The sequence below is a fragment of the Pseudomonas syringae group sp. J254-4 genome, from assembly GCF_032586855.1.
Taxonomy (GTDB): Bacteria; Pseudomonadota; Gammaproteobacteria; order Pseudomonadales; family Pseudomonadaceae; genus Aquipseudomonas; species Aquipseudomonas amygdali.
Window position 1 is genome coordinate 31,833 of the sequence record NZ_JAWHOO010000006.1, and the last position, 19,622, is coordinate 51,454.

A 19,622-nucleotide genomic window follows, 5' to 3' on the forward strand; every position below is an offset into this window, starting at 1 on the left:
CTCATTGTCACGAGGCAAGCTGTTATCCAGCTTTTCATCGACGTTGCTGAAACCGACACAGGCGTTTTCCTATCCAATTCCGAGATGACCACTGCCGTTAGCAGTCCAACCTCCATCAGGAAGATCTGTTGGCCAAGAGGATACGACCAGCACACACGCCCTCGCGCTTCAGAAAAGCGCTAGGGGTGCCGCTTTAGGGCAGCGCCTCGGTCTGATAGGTCACACCCTTCACCAAGTGAACTGAAACGTTCTCCGGCGATGTACCCAGACTGAACTCTGGCATCTGATCAGGATGGCGTATTTGAGCGGATGGGCTCTTGTCGAACAGTACGTAGTTGATTCCGCCATCACTACGCTGGACAGAACGAAAAGCGATTCCATCAAATCCATGGGCTGAGTAGCGAATGCATTCAGCGAGCGCTTGGGTCATTACATAATCCGTATCGCTTGCTCTAACAGGCAGTGCGATCAAATCATGCAGATAGCCCAAGAGCCGCCTTCTGTCGGCTCTATTACTGAAGCTTGGACTGAACAGGCTGAGGGGGGAGTGCTCAAGAGTCCTGAGGGCCGTGAAGTCGAAGAACTTAAGGTTTTCTGTAGATACAAATTCTGCAACGACAACTTGATCTCCAATTGATGGTCGCACCTCGGCAATACAGGTCTGAGAGTCTCCCGCGACGTACATCAATGGAATTCCCGCTGCACTCATCCGATTGTTAGCAGCACGCTCTCTCGGCGGCGCACCCAATTCCTTTTCCGGATCACCCTGAAAGCGTATGACCTCACTCGAGTTCTGGGCGACACGGGCGCGATAGAACAAGGAGCCTGCTGGAACCATTTTGACCGGTGACGGCAGCTCGCTAAGCTCATCCTTTCTCGATCCCATTGCTTCGCGGATCAGCGAGTTGAAAAAAACTTTGGCTTTATCGTTGAAGAATCGCCGACCGTGGGTCAGCTCATAAGAAACTGCGTGCCAATCGCCTTCGGCCCACCATCGTTCGTGCTCTTCAGAGTCAAATTTGCTAGGTGCCAGACTGTACTCTTGCCCTGGGGAGTAGAATTCATCCTCGTCGGCTTCGTGATCAACCAGCAGCTCAGCTATCGCGGAGCACACAGCATCAGACTCGCATCTGATAGCCTTGCCTACGATTGTTGGCAGGCTCATTTCGTAGCCTGGATGGAGCCCATAGTCGACGACAAAGTATTCCTGGAGGCGGCCTCGGATTATTGAGGCAATCTCGACCGGCGTCTGCGCCTCTTCGACAACCTTCCCACAACCGCTGCATGTGCGAGGTTTGACAAGTCCTGTGGCGAGGTTCCTGATCCAATCATCTTGTACGCACGAGGCGCATACGAACATAGAGTTCTCATTTTCCATGCCGAGCCAGATCTCACTCAGAATCGTATCGGTACTGCTGGGAGCCATTGTTCTTGCCTCTCAAAGGGAGCGAATGATTAGCTCAGGTGGCAGAGTTGAGCCATTGCCGTAATCATTTCCAGTTTCAGCGAGATGTCCATTCATTTCGAGTAGCTGCCGGGACTTCATGCACCTCAACCTGTACCTCAGCCAGCGCCCTGGTGAGCTCCCCTACGAGCTTTCTATCGATGATCAATCGATCAATCCGCTCGAAAGGGAAAACCTGAAACAAAGCGCGCGTGCCCATTTTCGAAGAGTCCGCATACCTGTGAGGTATCGCGTGCGAGCGATCATTTCTCTGGTGATCTCTGGCTCTTCTATTGAGAAGTCGAAAGCACCGTCAGCACTCAACGCACCGATGGTCACAACAGCGTGCTCGGCGTTGAAACGAGCGATCTGCTCCATTGCCAAAGCCCCCGTGTTCTGAGCCGACTCAGGACGATATTCTCCTCCGATCATGAATACCCGGTGAATCGCCCCGGGCTTCCTAGACACCTCTATACTTTTGCATACAAAGATGCCGTTGACGGTCTCGTAGAGGCTATGGCAAATCGTCAGGTGCCTTTGGATAGCGGCATTTACCCTTTGCTCTTTCTATACCGACACTCCCTAGAGCTGCAGTTAAAGCTGATGCTAAAGAGCGCTCGTGCTCTGACAGACAGAGAGCCCAAGAATTACGACTAGCATCCGTTGATGCCTCTATGGTCGGAATTGCGTCGTCTGCTCAAGGACTTCGGTGTAGAGCACTCAGACGACAACGCTACTGCTGTTCACAAGTTCATTCGTCAGTTGGCGACGTTGACCCAGACTCCATGGTATTTCGGTATGCGACGACCAACGTTGGTAAAGACCACCTCCCGGACGTTACCCACATCAACTTCTGGCATTTGCGCGAGGTGCTCAACAGCGTCTTCGTTTGGCTAAACGGCACATACAGCTGGATTAGGGAGATGGAGCAAAGTCAATAAGGCACTAAGACACTAAGACACTAAGACACTAAGACACTAAATGCGTACGCTGGAAGACACGGTCATGTCAATGGGTAAACTGTGAAAGGGGACTGGGACGCTACCACGCCTGCCCATCATTCTCCTCCTCGGCTGGCTCCGAAAGGAAATCTGGAGCATAGCGTCAGACATTAGCTATTGCCTTGGCAATGTGGGGTTCGTGAAGCGGATACGCTACAATCGTTGGCCACCAAGTTTTAAAATCGACAGCCCCCCTGACTAATGCCCGAAATTTTGCCAGAAAAGAAAGCCTTTTCAACCAATCCTAAGTCCCTTAAATAAAAATCAAAGTAAAGCTATAGCTTTCAGAACAGCCGTACGATGACCTTTAATCATTCTCTGACATTGGCTTTTTCGTAAAATATCTTCGCTCACTGATTTCAGCACTTATCCCCTCATAGCCAGGGAATAATCGAGAGGGGCCATAGCCTAACTCACGAAGATATTTTGCTAGGTTTTCCGCTTGTGAATTTGGCAACGTAAACTTTATGAAAAGATCGTCTACCACAGGAATTCCCAGATCACGAAAATAGTCTGCAACCTGCTGTACCAAGCAAACAGCAGGCGTATTTTCCGAAACCTTATCCAATATATACTCAAGACTACCGAGTGGGGTAACCCAATGACTAAACAGCCCCTGCTGGGCCTCCAGATTCGGATTCCCTCTATAAGGTGGTGTAACAAATTTTAAAGGGAAATCCGGAAAAGGCTTTTCCATCGGAACGTCTTTTGCCTTGCGGTATGCCATATGAATAAAACCTACTTTCTCTGTATTAAGCCCCCATATGCAAAGCTTTCCATCGCGCTTAAAACCGTCGCAGCCAGGCCTTGGCTGAGAAGCGAAAAAAGCAGAGGTCATTGGATTATATGTCCAGTCCAATAGCCGAGTTGGTATCCCGTAGTGCTGTGCTAAAGCTGCTGCTTCCAGCATATCATCAGGTAGCCAAGGAGAATTATGATTCCAGCTTGACATAGCCTGAAAGTCTACTTTTCTATAGTGCAGATCTCTTAAAAACCTTGACTCTGGCACTGAGAGACCATTCATATCAGCTTGCCTATAAAAATCTCTGATTAGTTGATACTCTACAAATGCTTGTATAAAAGACGAATGCTCTAGATCAGGATGAGCATCAACAAAAACATTCATACTCGCAATCATGTCTTTTTTTGAAGGCGGCCGCAGCGAGGACGGTACCAAATGGTAAGTAGCGTCTCGTTGCCCTCTGAAAACATAATTTTTTAGTACGATATCGGAGCTTAATTTTGACCAAGGCATGAGAGCACCTAGAAGTTCCTTGGCTGTTTCAAAGTGATACGTGGAGCTTATTTCTGACATAATTCCCACCTCAAAAAGCATTCAAGTATCAAAAACCCTAAAAACCACAACATCAAATCACAACATACTTAACGCGAACCAAAAATCTAGAAACCTCGCCCCCCCCTAACACCAATCAACCTTCAAATATTTACCTTATAATCTAGAAGTCCAATTGAGAATTGCTGCGAGTAACCTGATCACAATTCAAATTAGGCTATAGCTCGACTTACAACAAGCATCAACCCAAATAACCTTTCTTATATTTCAACTTAAAACTTTCACCTAACTGCCTAGACGATTCCTGCACATTTCTTGATAGATCCGTACCAGCACCAATACGCTTGAAGTATTTAATCTTTTCATCCATTTTTTTTGTTACCATATCCCAGTCGCTAGACACTAGCCCAGCTATACTGAAATCGCTCTGCACTAACGCATTTAAAGCACCTTTATATCTTCGCTGATAAAAGTCCCATGCTGTGAGAAACTTAGTTCGAACGGCGGGATCTGCATGCTTTCGCATTTGGGTATGGATATCTTTAAGAAAACGCACATCCCAAGGAAGATTGATTGCAAAGTCTTCTCCGGGGCTACCTCTTAGATTGATCGGCCATTTATTAGGAGAAAGGGCACTCAATGCTTGTAGACCATCACACAGAAAAACGAACGATAGTCCTGGCGAGAAATCAGCAATCTTTTGCATGAGCCCAAATCTCGAGCATTCATCAGAAATGAACAGCCCTAAGGATGGAATCGCCTTTTCAGCGTGGTATGCAGTAATAAGAGCGCTGCCGAAGAAGCAGTTAACATGATTCCGTTCATAGTGATGAAAATCGCCTTTGACAATAACGGCGCGAAAGTAGATATCCTGACCGACAAGTCTATGATGTAGATCACTCGCAAAATCAATGAGAGCTTGTATGCAATACGCTCTATCTGGATCGCTAGAAACTGTAGAGCTGCTGTATATCAGAATGGTATCTGAAAAAACAATCACCTTGAAATCGGATCGTCCATGAACATTCAGGGTATCCAGAATTTCGTAGACCCGAACGACTTTTCTAGGCTCCTTACTGACCATTTCCGAGAAACCGAGAATATCAATGTATAGCAGAAACCGATCACTCATCCCATTACCTATCGACTAAATTTCCTATAAAGGTCTAACCCCTACCTAATTACAGCTCACGATCTTTATACTCAATCATCCCCCTTTGACAATACCATATTGACATTCACTTGTGCGACTCAGTACCTGCCTTACGTTGATCATGTGGCCAAACACGTAATACGCGGGCATTCTCATCCAAAAGCAAGTCGTTATGTCACCACACTGATGGTGTAGCTCTATGAACAATGTCACACATCGCATGGTCTGCGCAGCGGCACCAAAACTGCGCGATTGAGGAGGACTGCCGTATAGTTGCAAACTAGCATTCTCGTGTTCAGTCTCCCATCATTCTTCTGGCAGCCAAGGAAAATGTTCGCAAATATCTGGATACTCTGCGTAACAGACTGCATCCGGAATAATCCAGCCGTGGAACAATTCACTACGTCCCCCTAGGCTTGACCCGAGCCGTCGCCTCCGCCACCAACGGGTCATCCGGCCAGTAATGCTTCGGATACCGCCCCTTCAAATCCTTCTTCACCTCAATATAGGTAGACCGCCAAAAGTTAGCCAGGTCCTGCGTCACCTGCACCGGACGGCGCGCCGGAGACAGCAGGTGCAGTTTCAGCACCTGCCGCCCATTGGCGATGCGTGGGGTGTCAGATAACCCAAACAACTCTTGCAGCCGCACCGACAGAATCGGCGGCTGTTCACTGTAGTCGATACGGATATTCGAGCCAGACGGCACCTGGATGGCCTGCGGAGCCTGCGCTTCCAGTTGTTGCGGCATTGGCCACAGCAGGAGGTTGCGCAGGATGGAGGACAGGTCGAGCTGGCTGAAATGGCTGAGCCGGGTGACTTTGCCCAGGTAGGGCATCAGCCAGTTTTCGAGTGTCGCCAGCAGTTGCGCGTCACTCAGGTCGGGCCATTCGCTTGCTGCGCTTTTGTCGATGTCCAGATTGCGTAGCAGCGAGACACGCGCCTGCCACTGGCGCAGTTCGGGCGTCCACGGCAGCAGTTCCAAGCCTTTGCGACGTACCAGCGCCAGCAGTGCCTGGCTGCGAGCTGCGTCATCGAGGCCGGTCAGCGGTTCGCGGTTGATAATAAGCTCGCCCGCCTTGCGCTGCCGTTCTGCGCGGAACACGCCTTCGCGCTCATCCCACTCAATCTGGTCCACGGTGATGACCTGCTCGGCCAGCACAGAGTCGAACAGCGCTGGATCGAATTCGGCAGCGAGGTAAATCCGCTCCTCACGCTGCCCCTGACGGCTGCCTAAATCTGCGATGACCAGCCAAGGCTGCTTCATCAGTGCGTCGGCCTCGGCGAAAAGTGCCGCGCGACCGTTGGCCAAGCGATATTCAGCACCGCCGGGGCGACGTTGTTGTGCCACGCGATCCGGGTAGGCCAGTGCCAGCAGAGCGCCCAGCCAGCGTGAATGATCGGGATCGATGACCGGGCTTTTCGCAGTGCCGCGCAGGTATCCGCGATATTGCCGTGCCAGCTGTTTAGCTCGCTGCACACCGCCCTGTGCACCACGCGCAGCACGCTCGGTGCCCGCCAACAAGGTCAGGCGGCTGTGCAGATCGGCCCCGCCGCCGCGCAGAATATCGCGCTCGCCCAACAGTGCGGCCACGTCACACGCCAGTTCGCCCAAGCCCAATGCATGACCGCGTAGCAGCAGGTGCGCGATGCGCGGATGTGCGGGCAGCTCGGCCATCGCCTGACCGTGGGGCGTCAGAGCTGGCGGTTGGCCCAGCTGGTTGCTCAGCGCCTCAAGCCGCACCAGCAAATCCTGCGCCTGCGCATAAGCCGCCGCTGGCGGGACATCGAGCCAAGCCAGTTGCGCAGGCATGACGCCCCAGCGCGCCAGTTGCAGCGCAAGCCCGGCAAGGTCCGCCTGAAGAATTTCTGCCGCGCCGTAGGCGGCCAGTTGATCGTGTTGCGCTTCGGACCACAGCCGGTAACACACACCCGGCTCCAGCCGCCCTGCCCGCCCGGCACGCTGAGTGGCGCTGGCACGCGAGATACGCTGGGTTTCCAGACGCGTCATGCCGCTGCCCGGATCGAAACGCGGCACCCGCGCCAACCCGGCATCGATCACCACACGCACGCCGTCGATGGTCAGGCTGGTTTCCGCAATATTGGTCGCCAGCACGACCTTGCGCGTACCTTGGGGGGCAGGCTCGATGGCCGCACGCTGCGCATTGAGATCAAGCTCGCCATGCAAGGGGCAGAGCAGAATGTCGGCGCGTTCGCCCAGCGCTTCTGCCAGTTGCTGGTTGACACGACGAATCTCGGCCTGCCCCGGCAGAAACACCAGCAGGCTGCCGGACTCGCTGCCCAGCGCATCCAGCACCGTCTGCACGACACGCGGCTCGATGAATTCACCCGGCTGAAAAGGACGCCCCCACTGCATCTTCACCGGAAACATCCGCCCGTCGCTGCGCACTACCGGTGCATCGTCCAGCAACGCCGCCAGCCGCTCGCCTTCCAGCGTGGCCGACATCAGCAGAATCTTCAGCGGCTGATCGTCACGAAACAGCTCACGACCATTGAGGCTCAGGGCCAATGCCAGATCGGCGTCCAGACTGCGCTCATGAAACTCATCGAAAATCAGCAGCCCCACACCTTCCAGCGCCGGGTCGTCCTGCAAGCGACGCGTGAGAATCCCCTCAGTCACCACTTCAATACGCGTCTTCGGGCCGACCCGACTTTCCAGACGAATTCGATAACCCACCGTCTCGCCGACCTTCTCGCCCAGCTCACTGGCCAACCGTTCGGCGGCTGCTCTTGCCGCCAGTCGCCGCGGCTCCAGCATCAGAATGGTCTGCCCGGCCAGCCAGGCTTCCTCAAGCAGCGCGAGCGGCACACGCGTGGTCTTGCCCGCGCCGGGAGGGGCTTCGAGTACGGCTTCATGGCGCGTGGTCAGGGCCTGGCGCAGGGCTGGCAGGACGGCATCGATGGGTAACGAGATCATGGGGGCTCCCTGAGAGATGCGGGGAGTATACCGGGGTGGGGTTGGGGAATCAGGCGGCGTGTTTTAGCTGAACGGCAGTCGCCAGAAAGACTGCCGCAAGCATGCCTCACGCCGAAAAATCAGACCTGGACCTCGTCGCCCTTCTCATTAATAAGGCCATTGTCGTATTTCTTGCGCAATTCTGGATCGGACAAAATCTTGAACGCATTTGAAATCACTTTGAAACGCTCAGTCGCCTCAGCCTCCTTACCGACATTCTTATCAGGATGATTCTTCAGCGAGGCTTTCCTGTAGGCCGTTTTGACTGCGGAGAGATCTGCCGTCATGTCCGAGAGGCCCAAGTGTTCGTACAACGGCTTGACGGGTGGCTTGGCGGGGACGGAATCGCCCACCTTCGCGGAAGCGTCAGCGGCTGGTGTGTCGTGAGGCCGTTGTGTTGAAGGCCGCTCAGCGCCTGCATTGGGCTTTGCTTTCGGTGGCGGCGGCGCGCTGTTGGCAGCCTGGGGGCGAGTGCGTGGAGGCGTTTGCGGACGTGCTTGCGGTTGGGCGCTTTCAGGTCTCCAGGATGGGCCCGGTGTGGGTCGTCGTACGCGATCGGTGTTCGACTGACGAATCTCGTTGATCAACTGGTCAGCGATGTCGTTCATCAGCTTGTTCAGCTTCAGGTTGCTGGAGAAGAACGCGTGGTGCGCCTCACAGTTGTCCTCGCCCTGCGCGGGCTCAGGCTTGGCCATCGCGTCGGCCAGCTTCTTGCCCAGAGAGAACAACATCTTGCCCTGGCTGTCGCTGACGCCCAAAAAGCTCATCACGTTATGCATCGACTTGTCGCGCTCCCAGACAACGCTGGCTACGTCGAAGGCAGCTCGTGCCAGATTGAATCGGCCTCCGCCTTCATGGGTCTCGACATTGGTCACCGGTTCCTTGCCGCGCAACGCGTCCAGGATTACCGCGAGGCCTTTCTGCTGACGCTCGTTGAGCCGGCCTTTCTGCTCCAGCAATGAGCTGTTGACCTGCAACGCCACTTTTCCAGCGATATGACTAACGACGTTCATCGCGCGGTCTATCGTTGGCTTTGTCGAATCGCTGAGCGCTACACGCGCCAACGAAGATGCAATGCTGGTGAGGTTGATCATATGCGTCCCCGGAAACTCATTGTCGTCTTGGTGGCAAGCAACGGGATCTGGTTCCACGGGTGAGTCAATATTCGATGCAGGGCTCGGGTATAAGGCTCACGGCGTTCCGTTTCGGCCGTGCAAGCGGTAACCGGGACGTTCGCTCAGTCGTTCGTAATAGGCCTTCACTGCCGGGAAGTCCGGATGACTTAACGGGGTTTCAAACCAGCGATTTACTGAAAGGCCCATCGGGATGTCTGCCAGCGAAAACTCGCTGCCGCTAACGTACGCCCCGGTAGCATCAAGCTGTCGATCCAGGATCGCCATGTGTCGGGTCCATTGACGGCATCCGGCAGCCAGCGCGTCAGGGTCTTGATGGGCGACGCTGTGCCTGACCAGCGACATGAAGGCATAACCCCAGGATTTGTTGAGATCTGTGGCCTGCCAGTCGATCCATTGATCCACTCTGGCTCTGGCTATCGCGTCCACTGGATAGAGATGCACAGCGTTGTCGCGGTTCGCCAGGTACCTGATGATCGTGTTCGACTCCCACAGAACGAAGCCTTCATCCTCAATGACTGGAACCATCGCATTGGGGTTGAGTGCCATGAATTCAGGCGTGTTGGTTTCCCTGAAGCCAGAGCCCCAATCCTGCCGTTCGAACGGGATTTCCAACTCTGCACAGGTCCAGAGCACTTTGCGGACATTGATTGATGAGGCCTTGCCCAGTATCTGTAGCATTCCATCTCCTTATGGTCAGCCCGCCTTGGCCGCCATCGCCGTTACTTCCACGCGCATACCCTCAACCGCCAACGCTGCCACGCCCACTGCTGCGCGCACTGGCCAAGGCTTTTTGAAGAAGCGTTTGTACACTTCATTGAAAGCCGCCCGGTCCGCCATGTCGGTCAGGTAGATGGTCAGGTGCATGACGCGGTCCATCGAGCTGCCGGCTCGTTCCAATGCATCTTTCAGGGCCCGCAGGGTGCATTCGCTCTGCTCGGTGATGCCGCCCAGTTCCAGGCTGCCATCAGGATGGGTCGGGATCTGGGTGCTGACCAGCACACCGTTGAAGTCGGCGACGTCCGAAGAGATGGAGTCTGCATCGGGATCGGGGGTGAAGATGATGTCTGCGTTTGCCATGGGATCTCTGCCTTGCAAAGGACGGAAAACGCCAAGCCTACGCGAGCGACAGTTAGGGGTCGAGCCGCGGGCTTGGTCGCGGAAAGTTGAAATGCGCCGCGTTGCTCTACAGAATCGCGCCCGGACCCGGCCATGCTGTCGGGCGCTTGGGGTGAAAGGGGTTGCCGTTGAACGAACAGAGATTGTCCATGCGCCTTGAGCGTGTGGCGACACACGTACCGGCCGGTGCGCGGCTGGCTGATATCGGCTCGGATCACGGTTATCTGCCGGTCGCGCTGCTGAAGCGTGGCGCGATCTCGGCGGCGGTGGCTGGCGAGGTGGCGTTGACGCCGTTCCACGCAGCCGAACGTAGCGTGCGCGAGAATGAACTGGAGCAACAGGTTAGCGTGCGTCTGGCCGATGGTCTGGCGGCGATTGAGGCGGAAGACGGGATAACGGCGGTCAGCATGTGCGGGATGGGTGGGGAGACGATCCGCGACATCCTTGAACGTGGCAAAGCGCGCCTGAGCGGTCAGGAACGCTTGATCCTGCAACCCAACGGCGGCGAGCAACCGTTGCGTGTCTGGCTGATGGAGCATGACTACCGCATCGTCAGCGAAGAGGTGCTGCGGGAAAACCGTTTCGACTACGAAATCATCGTCGCCGAGCGCACCGGCCCCGTTAAATACACCGCCGAGGAGCTGTACTTCGGCCCGCTGCAGATGCAGGCGCGCAGCCCGGCGTTTCTGCTCAAGTGGCAGCGTTTATTGGGCAAAAAACAGAAAACGCTGAACAACTTCGAAAGGGCACAGAAAGGCGTGAGCGAAGAAAAATGGCAGGAGGTTGCGCAGCAGATTCGCTGGATTAGCGCATTGCTGGCCTGAAAATCGAACTCGTGCACGAACTTGCTCTCAAATCCGCATGATCCACAGTTCAGGCTTTATGGCGCCTTCATCTGGTGGCGTCAAAGTTGCAATGTGTGACGCAGAGCGTCACGAACTGCATTCCCACGCGGAGCATGAGGAACGAGAGGTGTCCGGGAGATTACTTCTCGTGACCATGCCCGGCGCAAGGCAAATCAGCCGGGCGCGCCTTGTTTATCTCGCGCCAATGCTCTGCGTGAGGAACGAGAGGTGTTCGCGAGAACGCTTCTGGTGACCATGCTCGGCGCAATGCAATCAGCCCGGCGCGTTTTCTGCACAACCATCGACGGGAGCAACACGACCATGTATTCAGACGTACTTTCCTGGGGCCACGGGCCTCGTCTGTTCGAAGTCTTCCTTGAGCCAACCTGCCCTTTTTCAGTGAAGGCGTTCTTCAAGCTCGATGAACTGCTGGCTCAGGCCGGAGAAGACAAAATCACTGTCAAAATCCGCCTGCAATCCCAGCCCTGGCACATGTTTTCGGGCGTTATCGTGCGCTGCATTCTGGCGGCTGCGACGCTGGAAGGCGGAAAGGAAAGCGCCAAGGCCGTCATGACAGCGGTTGCCTCGCACCGTGAAGAGTTCGAGTTTGAACACCACGCAAGCGGCCCGAATATGGACGCGACGCCCAATGACATCATCGCGCGTATCGAGCGTTACAGCGGCCTTGCGCTGGCTGACGCATTCGCCAATCCCGAGCTTGAACAGGCCGTGAAATGGCACGCTAAATACGCCCGCCAGAACGGCATACACGTCTCGCCGACCTTCATGATCGACGGTCTTGTGCAGCCGGGCTTGAGCAGTGGCGACCCAGTATCGAAGTGGGTCGCGGAGATAGGCTGAGAGGCGAGCTCAACCCAGCACGTCGATGCGCTCATTGATCCACTCGCGGCTCCGCGCCAGAGCCTTGCGCGCCAAGGTGGTCGGGAAGTGGATGAAGCCGTGCGGCGACTCGGGCATGAGGTGCATTTCGATCTCTGCCGAGTCGGCCCAGCGCTCGGCCATTTGCAGTGTGTCATCCAGCAGCGGGTCGATCTCTCCAACGAACATCAGTGCGGGCGGAAGGCCGGTCAAATCGCCATACAGCGGTGACAGTGGCGGCTCGCGGCGTTTATCGTCGCTTCGGTCGGGGGTGAGCGCGCGCATGGCGCCGACCATGCCCGGACCGTCCAGCACCAGCGTCTCCGGCCCTGCGGTACGCACGCTCTTGGTGCCCGTCAGGTCGTAGACGCCGTAGTACAGCACCGTCCCCACTATCCGCTCGAGCAGATCAGGTCGGCTTTTCAATTTCAGAAGCGTGGCTGCGGCAAGATGCCCGCCAGCGGATTCGCCGACCACGATAACCGGCAGGCCGGCAAACTCCTCGCAGTCTTTACCCAACAGCCAGCAGGCGGCAGAAAAACAATCCTCCATCAGGCCCTCGATGGGGGTTGTTACAGCAAGTCGGTAATCAACCGAAACAATGACTACGTCGCAGGCCTTGACCATGCCGACGTTGAGATCATCGTTCATCTGGGCATTACCGATCACCCATCCGCCGCCGTGGATGTCGAACACCACGCCCTTGGGTTTACCTTTGGGACGGATGATGCGCACGGGCACCGGTACGTTATCCGAACTGACCGTTCTTTTCTCGATGCGCAGGTCATGGCCTCCCGGTTTCAGGGCGCTGCCGATCTGAGCTGCACGCAACAGCGCCTGAATCAGCCGGGGTGTAACACGATTGCGAATCTGGAAACGCGGCATTCGCGCGAGGATTTTATTAAACCGTCGTACTTCTACCAACTCCTGCTCACTGCAAGGCCAAGGCTGTTTTGTGTCCAATTTCTACTCTCTTGTCAGGCTGACGTGTGCGGGGGCCGACAAAGCGCTTGCCCCCACCTGTACCTGAGAGGCTCTTAGTCGTAGAACGGTTCAACGGATGCCCGACTGCCCACGAAAAAACTGTCCGCGACCAGCCGCAACGGTTGCAGGTCCAGGTCACTGGCCTTGTTGCCGATCAGCTGTTGGAAGTGTCGATACACCGCCGCGTACTCGCCCTCCTCCGAAACCGTCTGGCGCAAGCCATCGATACTCAACAATGCGCCGCCGTTATCCAGACGCAAGGTGCCTTCGGCGCAACGAATCTCGATACTCCAGAGTTCGTCATGACCATGATCGAAGTCGAACTCGGCACGGATATCGAGCTGACGCGTGTCGGACATTTTTATAGAAGCGGCAATTGGCGACTGGCAGTTGCTCGGCACGCGCAGTTCGGCAGATTCGACGAACAATGGCAGTGGCAGCAAATGGGTCACGATCGACAGGGCGTTGATGCCTGGATCGAACACACCCAGGCCGCCGGGCTGCCAGATCCACGCCTGCCCAGGGTGCCATTTGCGCACATCTTCCTTCCAGTCGATCTGAACGCTGTGCAGAGTGCGGGTGGACAACCACTCACGCGCCGCTTCGATACCCTGCGCATAACGCGAATGCCAGGCGAACAGACCACTGACGCCCTGCTCCGACACGTGCTCCACCAACGCCATCGCCTCACCCAGCGTTGCACACGGCGGTTTCTCGACCAGCACGTGTTTGCCTGCCGCCAGCGCCTGCTGCACAAGCGCAAATCTGCCTTGCGGCGGCGTGCAGAACGCAATAGCGTCAACCTGCACGCCACTCTCGAGCAACTCACCCAGCGACTTGAAGTTCTCCACCCCGGCGCACGGCTGCCCTTGCGTAGCGACAGCCACCAGCTCAAATGCGGGGTTGGCGTGGATGGCAGGGACGTGTTGATCCTGCGCAATCTTGCCGTAGCCCACCAGACCGAGACGAATCGGTTGCATACATGACTCCTGAGTTTTTGTAATTATCGTGGGCACAGTAAACCAGATGTTAATAGTGGGCGGTAAGGGGCATCGGCGCGGGAACTGTTTTCCTCCCACGGCTGCGATTCTGCAGTTCGGTCAACTGCACGCTCACAGAACCACGCCATCACTCAATAGTCTTAGCCTTGCAGCCATTGCCTTGTATAGTTGCCCTCTTCATCTCAGGAGCTTTCCATGCGCATTCCTTCTCGCTTGATCGGTGGCGTTCTGGTCGCCACGTTGCTGACTCAGATTTCTGCCTGCGGCAGTATTTTCTATCCTGACCGTCGCGGTCAGATTGATGGCAAGGTTGACCCGGCCATTGCGGCGCTGGATGCTTTCGCGCTGCTGTTCTATATCGTTCCCGGGGTGATTGCGTTTGCGGTGGACTTCGCGACGGGCGCTATCTACTACGCGCCCGGCGAGCATGCGCAGATCGATCCGCAGAAGCTGCAAAAGGCGATCAAGGCTGACGGCAGCGTCGACAACACCAAGCTGCAAGCCATCATTGAAACCGAGCTGGGCCGTTCCCTGCCACTGAACGACCCACGCCTGATTCAGCACAAAGGCAGCGTGGAACAACTGGCAGCTTTGGGCCTGGTCCCGGCAGCCTGATATCGATACGGTTCAAGGAAGCGTCATGAGCACCACTGCCGAACATTCCCGACTGCTGCGTCTGGCGACGCGGGCCTCGCTGGCGGTTGCCGTGACGCTGATCCTGGCCAAGGGCGTTGCCTGGTGGCTCAGTGGTTCAGTAAGCCTGTTGGCCGGTCTTACCGATTCGTTACTTGATGGCGCGGCCTCGTTCCTCAATTTGCTGGCGGTGCATTACGCATTGCGCCCAGCCGATGAGGATCATCGCTATGGTCATGGCAAGGCGGAAGCGCTGTCGGGTATGGCGCAGGCGCTGTTCATCACCGTCAGTGGCGTGCTGATCGCGGTTCAGGCGGTCGAACGCATCCAGAACCCGGAACCGCTGGGCGCGCCGCTGTTGGGTATGGTGGTGATGGTTATTTCCATCGCCCTGACGCTGGCACTGCTCACCTTGCAATACCGGGTGATCAAGGCGACAGGTTCGGCGGCCATTCGTGCCGACTCGCTGCACTACCGTTCCGACTTGCTGCTGAACGCCAGTATTCTGGTGGCGCTGACCCTTGCGTATTTCGGCTGGCAACAGCTGGACGCGTATTTTGGTCTGGGCATCGCGCTGTACATCTTGTGGAGCGCTTTGCAGATCGCCCGCGAGACAGTGTCGGTGTTGATGGATGAAGAATTGCCCGCCGATGTCAGCACGCGCATGCTGGCGCTGGCGTGCGACGTGCCGGGCGTGCTTGGGGCGCATGATCTGCGTACACGGATATCCGGCAATCACTGGTTTGTGCAGCTACATCTGGAGTTGCCGGGCACACTGACCCTGTCGGTCGCCCATGCGCTCTGCGACAAGGTCGCCGACGCTATTCACGAGCAATTCCCGAAGGCCGAAGTGCTGGTGCACGCCGACCCTCAGGAAGTCGTCAAGCAGGCCAATATCTGATCAGCGTCAATTGACGCTGACGTTGTAGCCCCGCCCCGCCAGACAGTCGCCCATCGAGCGACGATAGGCATCCACCAGATCCGGCGGCGGCTGGCCGCTGACATTGGCCGGGTCGAAGCCGCTCTGCTGCGCAGCCTGCAAGTAGCACTGATAGTGATCCAGCTCGACCTGTTGCGGGCTCTGGCCATTGGCAGGGTAGGCAACCGGATCGTAGCCATTGACCTGCTGTCCAGCAGGGGCCTGATACACCGCCTCGTTCTGCGGCGGATTGACCACCACGTAGTCCTGACTGTCAGGCTGGTAGGCATAATAAGTACCGGCTGCCAGAAACAGCAGGCTGCTGCCTATCCATACTTCCTGAGAGTAGGACGGTAGTCTGCTGACACGCACACCGTAAGGCGGTGTCACCACGACATAACGCGGGCCTTGCGGGCGATACCAGTAACCACCCGAGTAGTAATAGTCCTGACCACGATAGGGAATACGCGAGTAGCCACCCGGTACGCGATCTATCGCATAGCCAGGCCGGTATTGCGGGCCGGGTCCCCAGCCATTGCCACGCCCGTCCGGGCGTCCTTCCCAGTGATCATTCGGGCGACCGTTACCGGCCTGCCAGTTGCGATTGTTGCCGCGTGGAATGTCCTGGTAATAGCCCTGACGCGGCGGCTGGGTTTGCCACGCCTCTTTCGGGCCGCTCTGAATCGGCAGGTTGTCCTGAGCCTGGCGCAACTGCTGACGCTGCTGGTTTTGCTGCTGCTGAATCTGACGCTGCTGATCACGTTGTTGCTGATCGATCTGCTGTTGCTGCTGACGCTCGACGTTGCGCTGCTGGATCTGCTGTTGCTGGATCTGCTGCTGTTGCTGGCGCTCAACCTGACGCTGCTGGTTCTGCTGTTCCTGAATCTGGCGTTGCTGATTGATCTGCTGCTGGTTGATCTGTTGTTGCTGCTGACGCTCGACCTGGCGCTGCTGATTCTGCTGCTGTTGGATCTGACGCTGCTGATTATTCTGTTCCTGGAAGCGCTGCTGTTGTTGCTGACGCTGCTGCCCGTTTTCGCCAGAGCTGTTGTACAACTGATTGCGCGGCGAATCATCACGTTCGTCGGCCAATGCCTGTGCGCTGATGCTCAGACACAACAGACTTACACCCGCAAACTGCCAGATGCCAGATTTCATGCTTTCCTCACTAGAGCGCGGGTTGACGTCATTAAGACTGTTTAAGCGTAGCGCCGTTCTGCGCACTTTATCAGCAGACAAAGAAAAGGGGACCAAATGGCCCCCTTGAGATACTTCGCCCTGGCGCAACGCTTTTGACGTTGGCTCACCTCATGCCGTCTTCTGGACAGTATGTAGCCCGGGGGCCTGGCACACCCTGTTGGGTGGGAGGCCGCGACTGGCCTGATTCGGCGAGTCGCGCTGGACGCTGTGTCCGGGCAGTGATTCTGGTTAAAAGAATAGGCCTGAGGCTAAGGCAGAGGATTGCTAATATTGCGGATTAAAACATTACTTGCGCAATTTTTGACTTCAGATGAATAATCCAGCGCAATTGAATTGATAAAGGGGTGCATCGTGAGCAAGCTCGACAGATACGACCTGAGCATTTTGGCTGAATTGCAACGGGACGCACGCATATCCAACCAGGAATTGGCCGAACGCATCGGTCTGTCACCCTCGCCCTGCTCGCGCCGGGTCAAGCAACTGGAGGACGACGGTTACATCGTGCGCCAGGTGGCCCTGCTGGATCGCAAGAAACTTGGCCTGAACCTCACCGCCTACGTGCTGATCGGCATGGACCGGCATACGCCCGAGCGCTTCGAGAATTTCGAGCAGCAAATCCGCAACCTGCCTCAGGTTCTGGAATGCAGCCTGGTGACCGGGATGGACGCAGACTATCAACTGAAGGTGGTGGTGCCGGACATGGATCACTATCAGAAGCTGCTGTTGGGCCATCTGACGCGGATCGAGGGCGTGACCAGCGTCAAGTCCAGCTTTGTGCTCAATCAGGTGCTGGCCAGCACCGAAATGCCGCTGACCCACTTGCGCAACTGAGCCGCTCGACCTCACAGCTTTGCGGCGACTTCCCGGTATTGGCCCTGATCCAGGCCGTCCAGCGTCCAGTCGCCAATTCTGACCCGCACCAGCCGCAGGGTCGGTAAGCCAACGGCAGCCGTCATGCGTCGCACTTGCCGATTGCGCCCTTCCTTGATCACCAGCTCCAGCCAGCTTGTCGGCACACTCTTGCGAAAGCGCACGGGCGGGTTGCGCGGCCACAGTTGCGGTTCATCGAGCTGCCGCGCTTCGGCGGGCAAGGTCGGGCCGTCGTTGAGCAGGACACCGTCGCGCAACTGCTGCAACTGCTCATCGGTCGGCTCACCCTCGACCTGCACCCAGTAGGTCTTGGCCAGTTTGTGTTTCGGGTCGGCGATGCGCGCCTGCAACTGGCCGTCGTTGGTCAGCAGCAATAAGCCTTCACTGTCGCGATCCAGGCGTCCTGCCGGGTAAATGCCGGGGATCTTGATGAAGTCCTTGAGCGTGGCGCGCCCTCCTTCGTCACTGAATTGAGTCAGCACATCGAATGGCTTATTGAAGAGGAACAGCTTCGGCTCGGCCGGTGGCGCTTTGGCGACACGCCGGGCAGCGCCTGCCGGGTTGGAGGCAGGACGGCGGGAAACGGGGCGTTGGGTGCGGGACATGGGGATAGGCAATCAAAAAACAGAAAGGGCCACTTTAGTGGCCCTTTGTGCAAATACCAATCTATTAACGGAATGCTATTAACGGAACGGCGGCTCGTCGAAGCTGCGCAGTTTGCGTGAGTGCAGCGAGTTGACCTCGGTACGCAGTAGGTCCAGCGCGGCGATACCAATCTTCAGGTGCTGGCTGACCGCACGTTCGTAGAACGCATTGGCCGAACCCGGCAGCTTGATTTCACTGTGCAACGGCTTGTCGGATACGCACAGCAACGTGCCGTAAGGCACCCGCAGGCGATAACCCTGAGCGGCGATGGTGCCACTTTCCATGTCGACCGCGACTGCGCGCGACAGGTTGATCAACGGACGTTCCTGAGCCCAGCGCAGTTCCCAGTTACGGTCGTCATAGGTCAACACCGTGCCGGTGCGCAGGCGCTTCTTGAGCTCTTCGCCGCGCTCGCCGGTAATCTGCGCAGCCGACTCCTGCAAGGCCAGTTGCACTTCGGCAAGCGCCGGAATCGGGATATGCGGCGGCAGTACACGGTCGAGAATACCGTCGCGACGCATGTAGGCGTGCGCCAGTACGTAGTCGCCGATAGTCTGCGACTGACGCAGGCCACCGCAGTGACCGATCATCAGCCAGCAATGCGGACGCAGTACTGCCAGGTGATCGGTGATGTTCTTGGCGTTGGACGGGCCGACGCCGATGTTGACCAGGGTCACGCCATGACCGTCTTCGGCGATCAGGTGGTAGGCCGGCATCTGGTAGCGGTGCCAGACCACGCTGGCGACGATGGCCTGGGCTTCTTCCTGGCCCATGCTCTTGTCGACTACCACGTTACCCGGCAGGACCATGCGCACGAAACGCGGGTCTTCGCGGAGTTTTTCCAGCCCGTGCAGGATGAACTGGTCAACATAGCGGTGGTAGTTGGTCAGCAGAATCCACGGCTGCACATGACGCCAGTCGCTACCGGTGTAATGCACCAGACGGCGTAGCGAGAAATCCACCCGCGCGGCATCGAACAGCGCCAGTGGCAGCGGATCGACGTTGGCCCAGTCATAAAGGCCGTCGGCAATGCCATCGGTCGCAGCCGACAGGTCGGTACTCGGGAATACCCGCGCCAGCGCCGCTGCGGTAACACCGGTGCCGGCCAGCTCGTCGCCCTGCTCGACCACGTAAGGATAAGGAATGCTCTGCTCGCTCATGCCGACTTCGACCGTCACGGTGAAATCTTTCATCAGCGGGACAAGTTGTTCGAGCAGGTACTTTTTGAAGGCCTTGGGCTGCGTGACGGTAACGCTGTAAGTGCCCGGCAGCTGCACCTTGGCGTAGGCACGAGTGGTTACCGGCACTTCACCCTGGCATTTGTAGATCAGGCGCAGTTCCGGGTAGCTGAATTGCGCACGCTCCTCGGCAGTGGGCTCAACGCGGTCTTTCAGGTAGCGCTTTAACGCCTGACTCAGCGCACTGGTCGCGCGTTCATGCAGCTCGGCGAGCCGCTCTACGGCCTGCTCGGCGGTGTCGACAACAACAAAGGCTTGGGTCACGATTCATGTCCTGTCTAATCTTGCAG

19 protein-coding genes are annotated in these 19,622 nt (G+C 56.8%); 6 read left to right on the forward strand and 13 right to left on the reverse strand.

The window, feature by feature from the left end; translation table 11 throughout:
- Nucleotides 1–193: 193 nt before the first annotated feature.
- From RYB09_RS09505 to RYB09_RS09540, 8 genes are all read right to left on the reverse strand, one after another.
- Nucleotides 194–1,165, reverse strand: a complete 972-nt coding sequence (locus tag RYB09_RS09505; protein ID WP_316888099.1) for an RES family NAD+ phosphorylase — start codon at nt 1,163–1,165, stop codon at nt 194–196.
- A 444-nt stretch (nt 1,166–1,609) separates the two neighbouring features.
- Nucleotides 1,610–1,876: a hypothetical protein gene (locus tag RYB09_RS09510; protein WP_316888101.1), complete on the reverse strand. Its 267-nt coding sequence runs from the start codon at nt 1,874–1,876 to the stop codon at nt 1,610–1,612.
- Nucleotides 1,877–2,752: 876 nt separating this feature from the next.
- Nucleotides 2,753–3,760: an FRG domain-containing protein gene (locus RYB09_RS09515; protein WP_316888102.1), complete on the reverse strand. Its 1,008-nt coding sequence runs from the start codon at nt 3,758–3,760 to the stop codon at nt 2,753–2,755.
- A gap of 220 nt (nt 3,761–3,980) precedes the next feature.
- The gene (locus RYB09_RS09520; RefSeq protein WP_316888104.1) at nt 3,981–4,871 is read right to left on the reverse strand and encodes a hypothetical protein; all 891 of its coding nucleotides are present in this window, start codon (nt 4,869–4,871) and stop codon (nt 3,981–3,983) included.
- 421 nt (nt 4,872–5,292) lie between these two features.
- Nucleotides 5,293–7,827, reverse strand: coding sequence for an ATP-dependent helicase HrpB (hrpB, locus tag RYB09_RS09525; protein WP_316888106.1), 2,535 nt, complete (start codon nt 7,825–7,827; stop codon nt 5,293–5,295).
- A 119-nt stretch (nt 7,828–7,946) separates the two neighbouring features.
- Nucleotides 7,947–8,960 (reverse strand): J domain-containing protein, encoded by a 1,014-nt coding sequence (locus RYB09_RS09530; protein WP_316888248.1) that lies wholly within the window; start codon nt 8,958–8,960, stop codon nt 7,947–7,949.
- A gap of 96 nt (nt 8,961–9,056) precedes the next feature.
- On the reverse strand, nt 9,057–9,680 hold the full coding sequence (locus RYB09_RS09535) for a glutathione S-transferase (protein WP_316888108.1): 624 nt from the start codon (nt 9,678–9,680) through the stop codon (nt 9,057–9,059).
- 15 nt (nt 9,681–9,695) lie between these two features.
- Nucleotides 9,696–10,079, reverse strand: a complete 384-nt coding sequence (locus RYB09_RS09540) for a RidA family protein (RefSeq protein WP_058408703.1) — start codon at nt 10,077–10,079, stop codon at nt 9,696–9,698.
- A gap of 167 nt (nt 10,080–10,246) precedes the next feature.
- Between RYB09_RS09540 and RYB09_RS09545 the strand changes: the two genes are divergently transcribed.
- Both RYB09_RS09545 and RYB09_RS09550 read left to right on the forward strand, forming a co-directional pair.
- Nucleotides 10,247–10,942 (forward strand): tRNA (adenine(22)-N(1))-methyltransferase, encoded by a 696-nt coding sequence (locus RYB09_RS09545; protein ID WP_310887190.1) that lies wholly within the window; start codon nt 10,247–10,249, stop codon nt 10,940–10,942.
- 342 nt (nt 10,943–11,284) lie between these two features.
- Nucleotides 11,285–11,824 (forward strand): DsbA family protein, encoded by a 540-nt coding sequence (locus tag RYB09_RS09550; protein WP_058428128.1) that lies wholly within the window; start codon nt 11,285–11,287, stop codon nt 11,822–11,824.
- Nucleotides 11,825–11,833: 9 nt separating this feature from the next.
- Here the strand turns inward: RYB09_RS09550 and RYB09_RS09555 are convergent, their stop codons facing one another.
- Both RYB09_RS09555 and RYB09_RS09560 read right to left on the reverse strand, forming a co-directional pair.
- On the reverse strand, nt 11,834–12,805 hold the full coding sequence (locus RYB09_RS09555) for an alpha/beta hydrolase (protein WP_058408701.1): 972 nt from the start codon (nt 12,803–12,805) through the stop codon (nt 11,834–11,836).
- A 74-nt stretch (nt 12,806–12,879) separates the two neighbouring features.
- The gene (locus RYB09_RS09560) at nt 12,880–13,806 is read right to left on the reverse strand and encodes a Gfo/Idh/MocA family protein (protein WP_058408700.1); all 927 of its coding nucleotides are present in this window, start codon (nt 13,804–13,806) and stop codon (nt 12,880–12,882) included.
- Nucleotides 13,807–14,022: 216 nt separating this feature from the next.
- On the opposite strand from RYB09_RS09560, the gene RYB09_RS09565 reads away from it, so the two are divergent.
- Together RYB09_RS09565 and RYB09_RS09570 are read left to right on the forward strand one after the other, a co-directional pair.
- Nucleotides 14,023–14,442 (forward strand): hypothetical protein, encoded by a 420-nt coding sequence (locus RYB09_RS09565; RefSeq protein WP_002555302.1) that lies wholly within the window; start codon nt 14,023–14,025, stop codon nt 14,440–14,442.
- Nucleotides 14,443–14,467: 25 nt separating this feature from the next.
- Nucleotides 14,468–15,361 carry a cation diffusion facilitator family transporter gene (locus RYB09_RS09570; protein WP_058408699.1) on the forward strand — a complete coding sequence of 298 codons (894 nt, stop codon included), beginning with the start codon at nt 14,468–14,470 and terminating at the stop codon, nt 15,359–15,361.
- Nucleotides 15,362–15,367: 6 nt separating this feature from the next.
- On the opposite strand, the gene RYB09_RS09575 is transcribed toward RYB09_RS09570, so the two are convergent.
- Nucleotides 15,368–16,090 carry a DUF6515 family protein gene (locus RYB09_RS09575; RefSeq protein WP_058402696.1) on the reverse strand — a complete coding sequence of 241 codons (723 nt, stop codon included), beginning with the start codon at nt 16,088–16,090 and terminating at the stop codon, nt 15,368–15,370.
- Between RYB09_RS09575 and RYB09_RS09580 the strand changes: the two genes are divergently transcribed.
- Together RYB09_RS09580 and RYB09_RS09585 are read left to right on the forward strand one after the other, a co-directional pair.
- Nucleotides 16,034–16,582: a hypothetical protein gene (locus RYB09_RS09580; RefSeq protein ID WP_316888116.1), complete on the forward strand. Its 549-nt coding sequence runs from the start codon at nt 16,034–16,036 to the stop codon at nt 16,580–16,582. The two genes, RYB09_RS09575 and RYB09_RS09580, sit on opposite strands and share 57 nt — an antisense overlap.
- A gap of 348 nt (nt 16,583–16,930) precedes the next feature.
- A complete protein-coding gene (locus tag RYB09_RS09585; RefSeq protein WP_002555305.1) occupies nt 16,931–17,410 on the forward strand; it encodes an Lrp/AsnC family transcriptional regulator in 480 nt (159 codons plus the stop codon).
- Nucleotides 17,411–17,421: 11 nt separating this feature from the next.
- Here RYB09_RS09585 and RYB09_RS09590 read toward each other — a convergent pair whose 3' ends face one another.
- Nucleotides 17,422–18,054, reverse strand: coding sequence for a pseudouridine synthase (locus RYB09_RS09590; RefSeq protein ID WP_058408696.1), 633 nt, complete (start codon nt 18,052–18,054; stop codon nt 17,422–17,424).
- Between the two features lie 78 nt (nt 18,055–18,132).
- Entirely contained in the window at nt 18,133–19,596 is a 1,464-nt protein-coding gene (amn, locus tag RYB09_RS09595) for an AMP nucleosidase (protein ID WP_316888118.1), read from the reverse strand.
- Between the last annotated feature and the right edge of the window lie 26 nt (nt 19,597–19,622).

Bases quoted from the DNA above. Each gene is read 5' to 3' on its own strand.
- hrpB (WP_316888106.1), bottom strand. From the start codon at position 7,827: ATGATCTCGTTACCCATCGATGCCGTCCTGCCAGCCCTGCGCCAGGCC.
- RYB09_RS09535 (WP_316888108.1), bottom strand. From the start codon at position 9,680: ATGCTACAGATACTGGGCAAGGCCTCATCAATCAATGTCCGCAAAGTG.
- RYB09_RS09550 (WP_058428128.1), top strand. From the start codon at position 11,285: ATGTATTCAGACGTACTTTCCTGGGGCCACGGGCCTCGTCTGTTCGAA.
- RYB09_RS09565 (WP_002555302.1), top strand. From the start codon at position 14,023: ATGCGCATTCCTTCTCGCTTGATCGGTGGCGTTCTGGTCGCCACGTTG.
- RYB09_RS09505 (WP_316888099.1), bottom strand. From the start codon at position 1,165: ATGAGCCTGCCAACAATCGTAGGCAAGGCTATCAGATGCGAGTCTGAT.
- RYB09_RS09590 (WP_058408696.1), bottom strand. From the start codon at position 18,054: ATGTCCCGCACCCAACGCCCCGTTTCCCGCCGTCCTGCCTCCAACCCG.
- RYB09_RS09530 (WP_316888248.1), bottom strand. From the start codon at position 8,960: ATGATCAACCTCACCAGCATTGCATCTTCGTTGGCGCGTGTAGCGCTC.
- RYB09_RS09570 (WP_058408699.1), top strand. From the start codon at position 14,468: ATGAGCACCACTGCCGAACATTCCCGACTGCTGCGTCTGGCGACGCGG.
- RYB09_RS09540 (WP_058408703.1), bottom strand. From the start codon at position 10,079: ATGGCAAACGCAGACATCATCTTCACCCCCGATCCCGATGCAGACTCC.
- RYB09_RS09510 (WP_316888101.1), bottom strand. From the start codon at position 1,876: ATGATCGGAGGAGAATATCGTCCTGAGTCGGCTCAGAACACGGGGGCT.
- RYB09_RS09520 (WP_316888104.1), bottom strand. From the start codon at position 4,871: ATGAGTGATCGGTTTCTGCTATACATTGATATTCTCGGTTTCTCGGAA.
- RYB09_RS09515 (WP_316888102.1), bottom strand. From the start codon at position 3,760: ATGTCAGAAATAAGCTCCACGTATCACTTTGAAACAGCCAAGGAACTT.
- RYB09_RS09560 (WP_058408700.1), bottom strand. From the start codon at position 13,806: ATGCAACCGATTCGTCTCGGTCTGGTGGGCTACGGCAAGATTGCGCAG.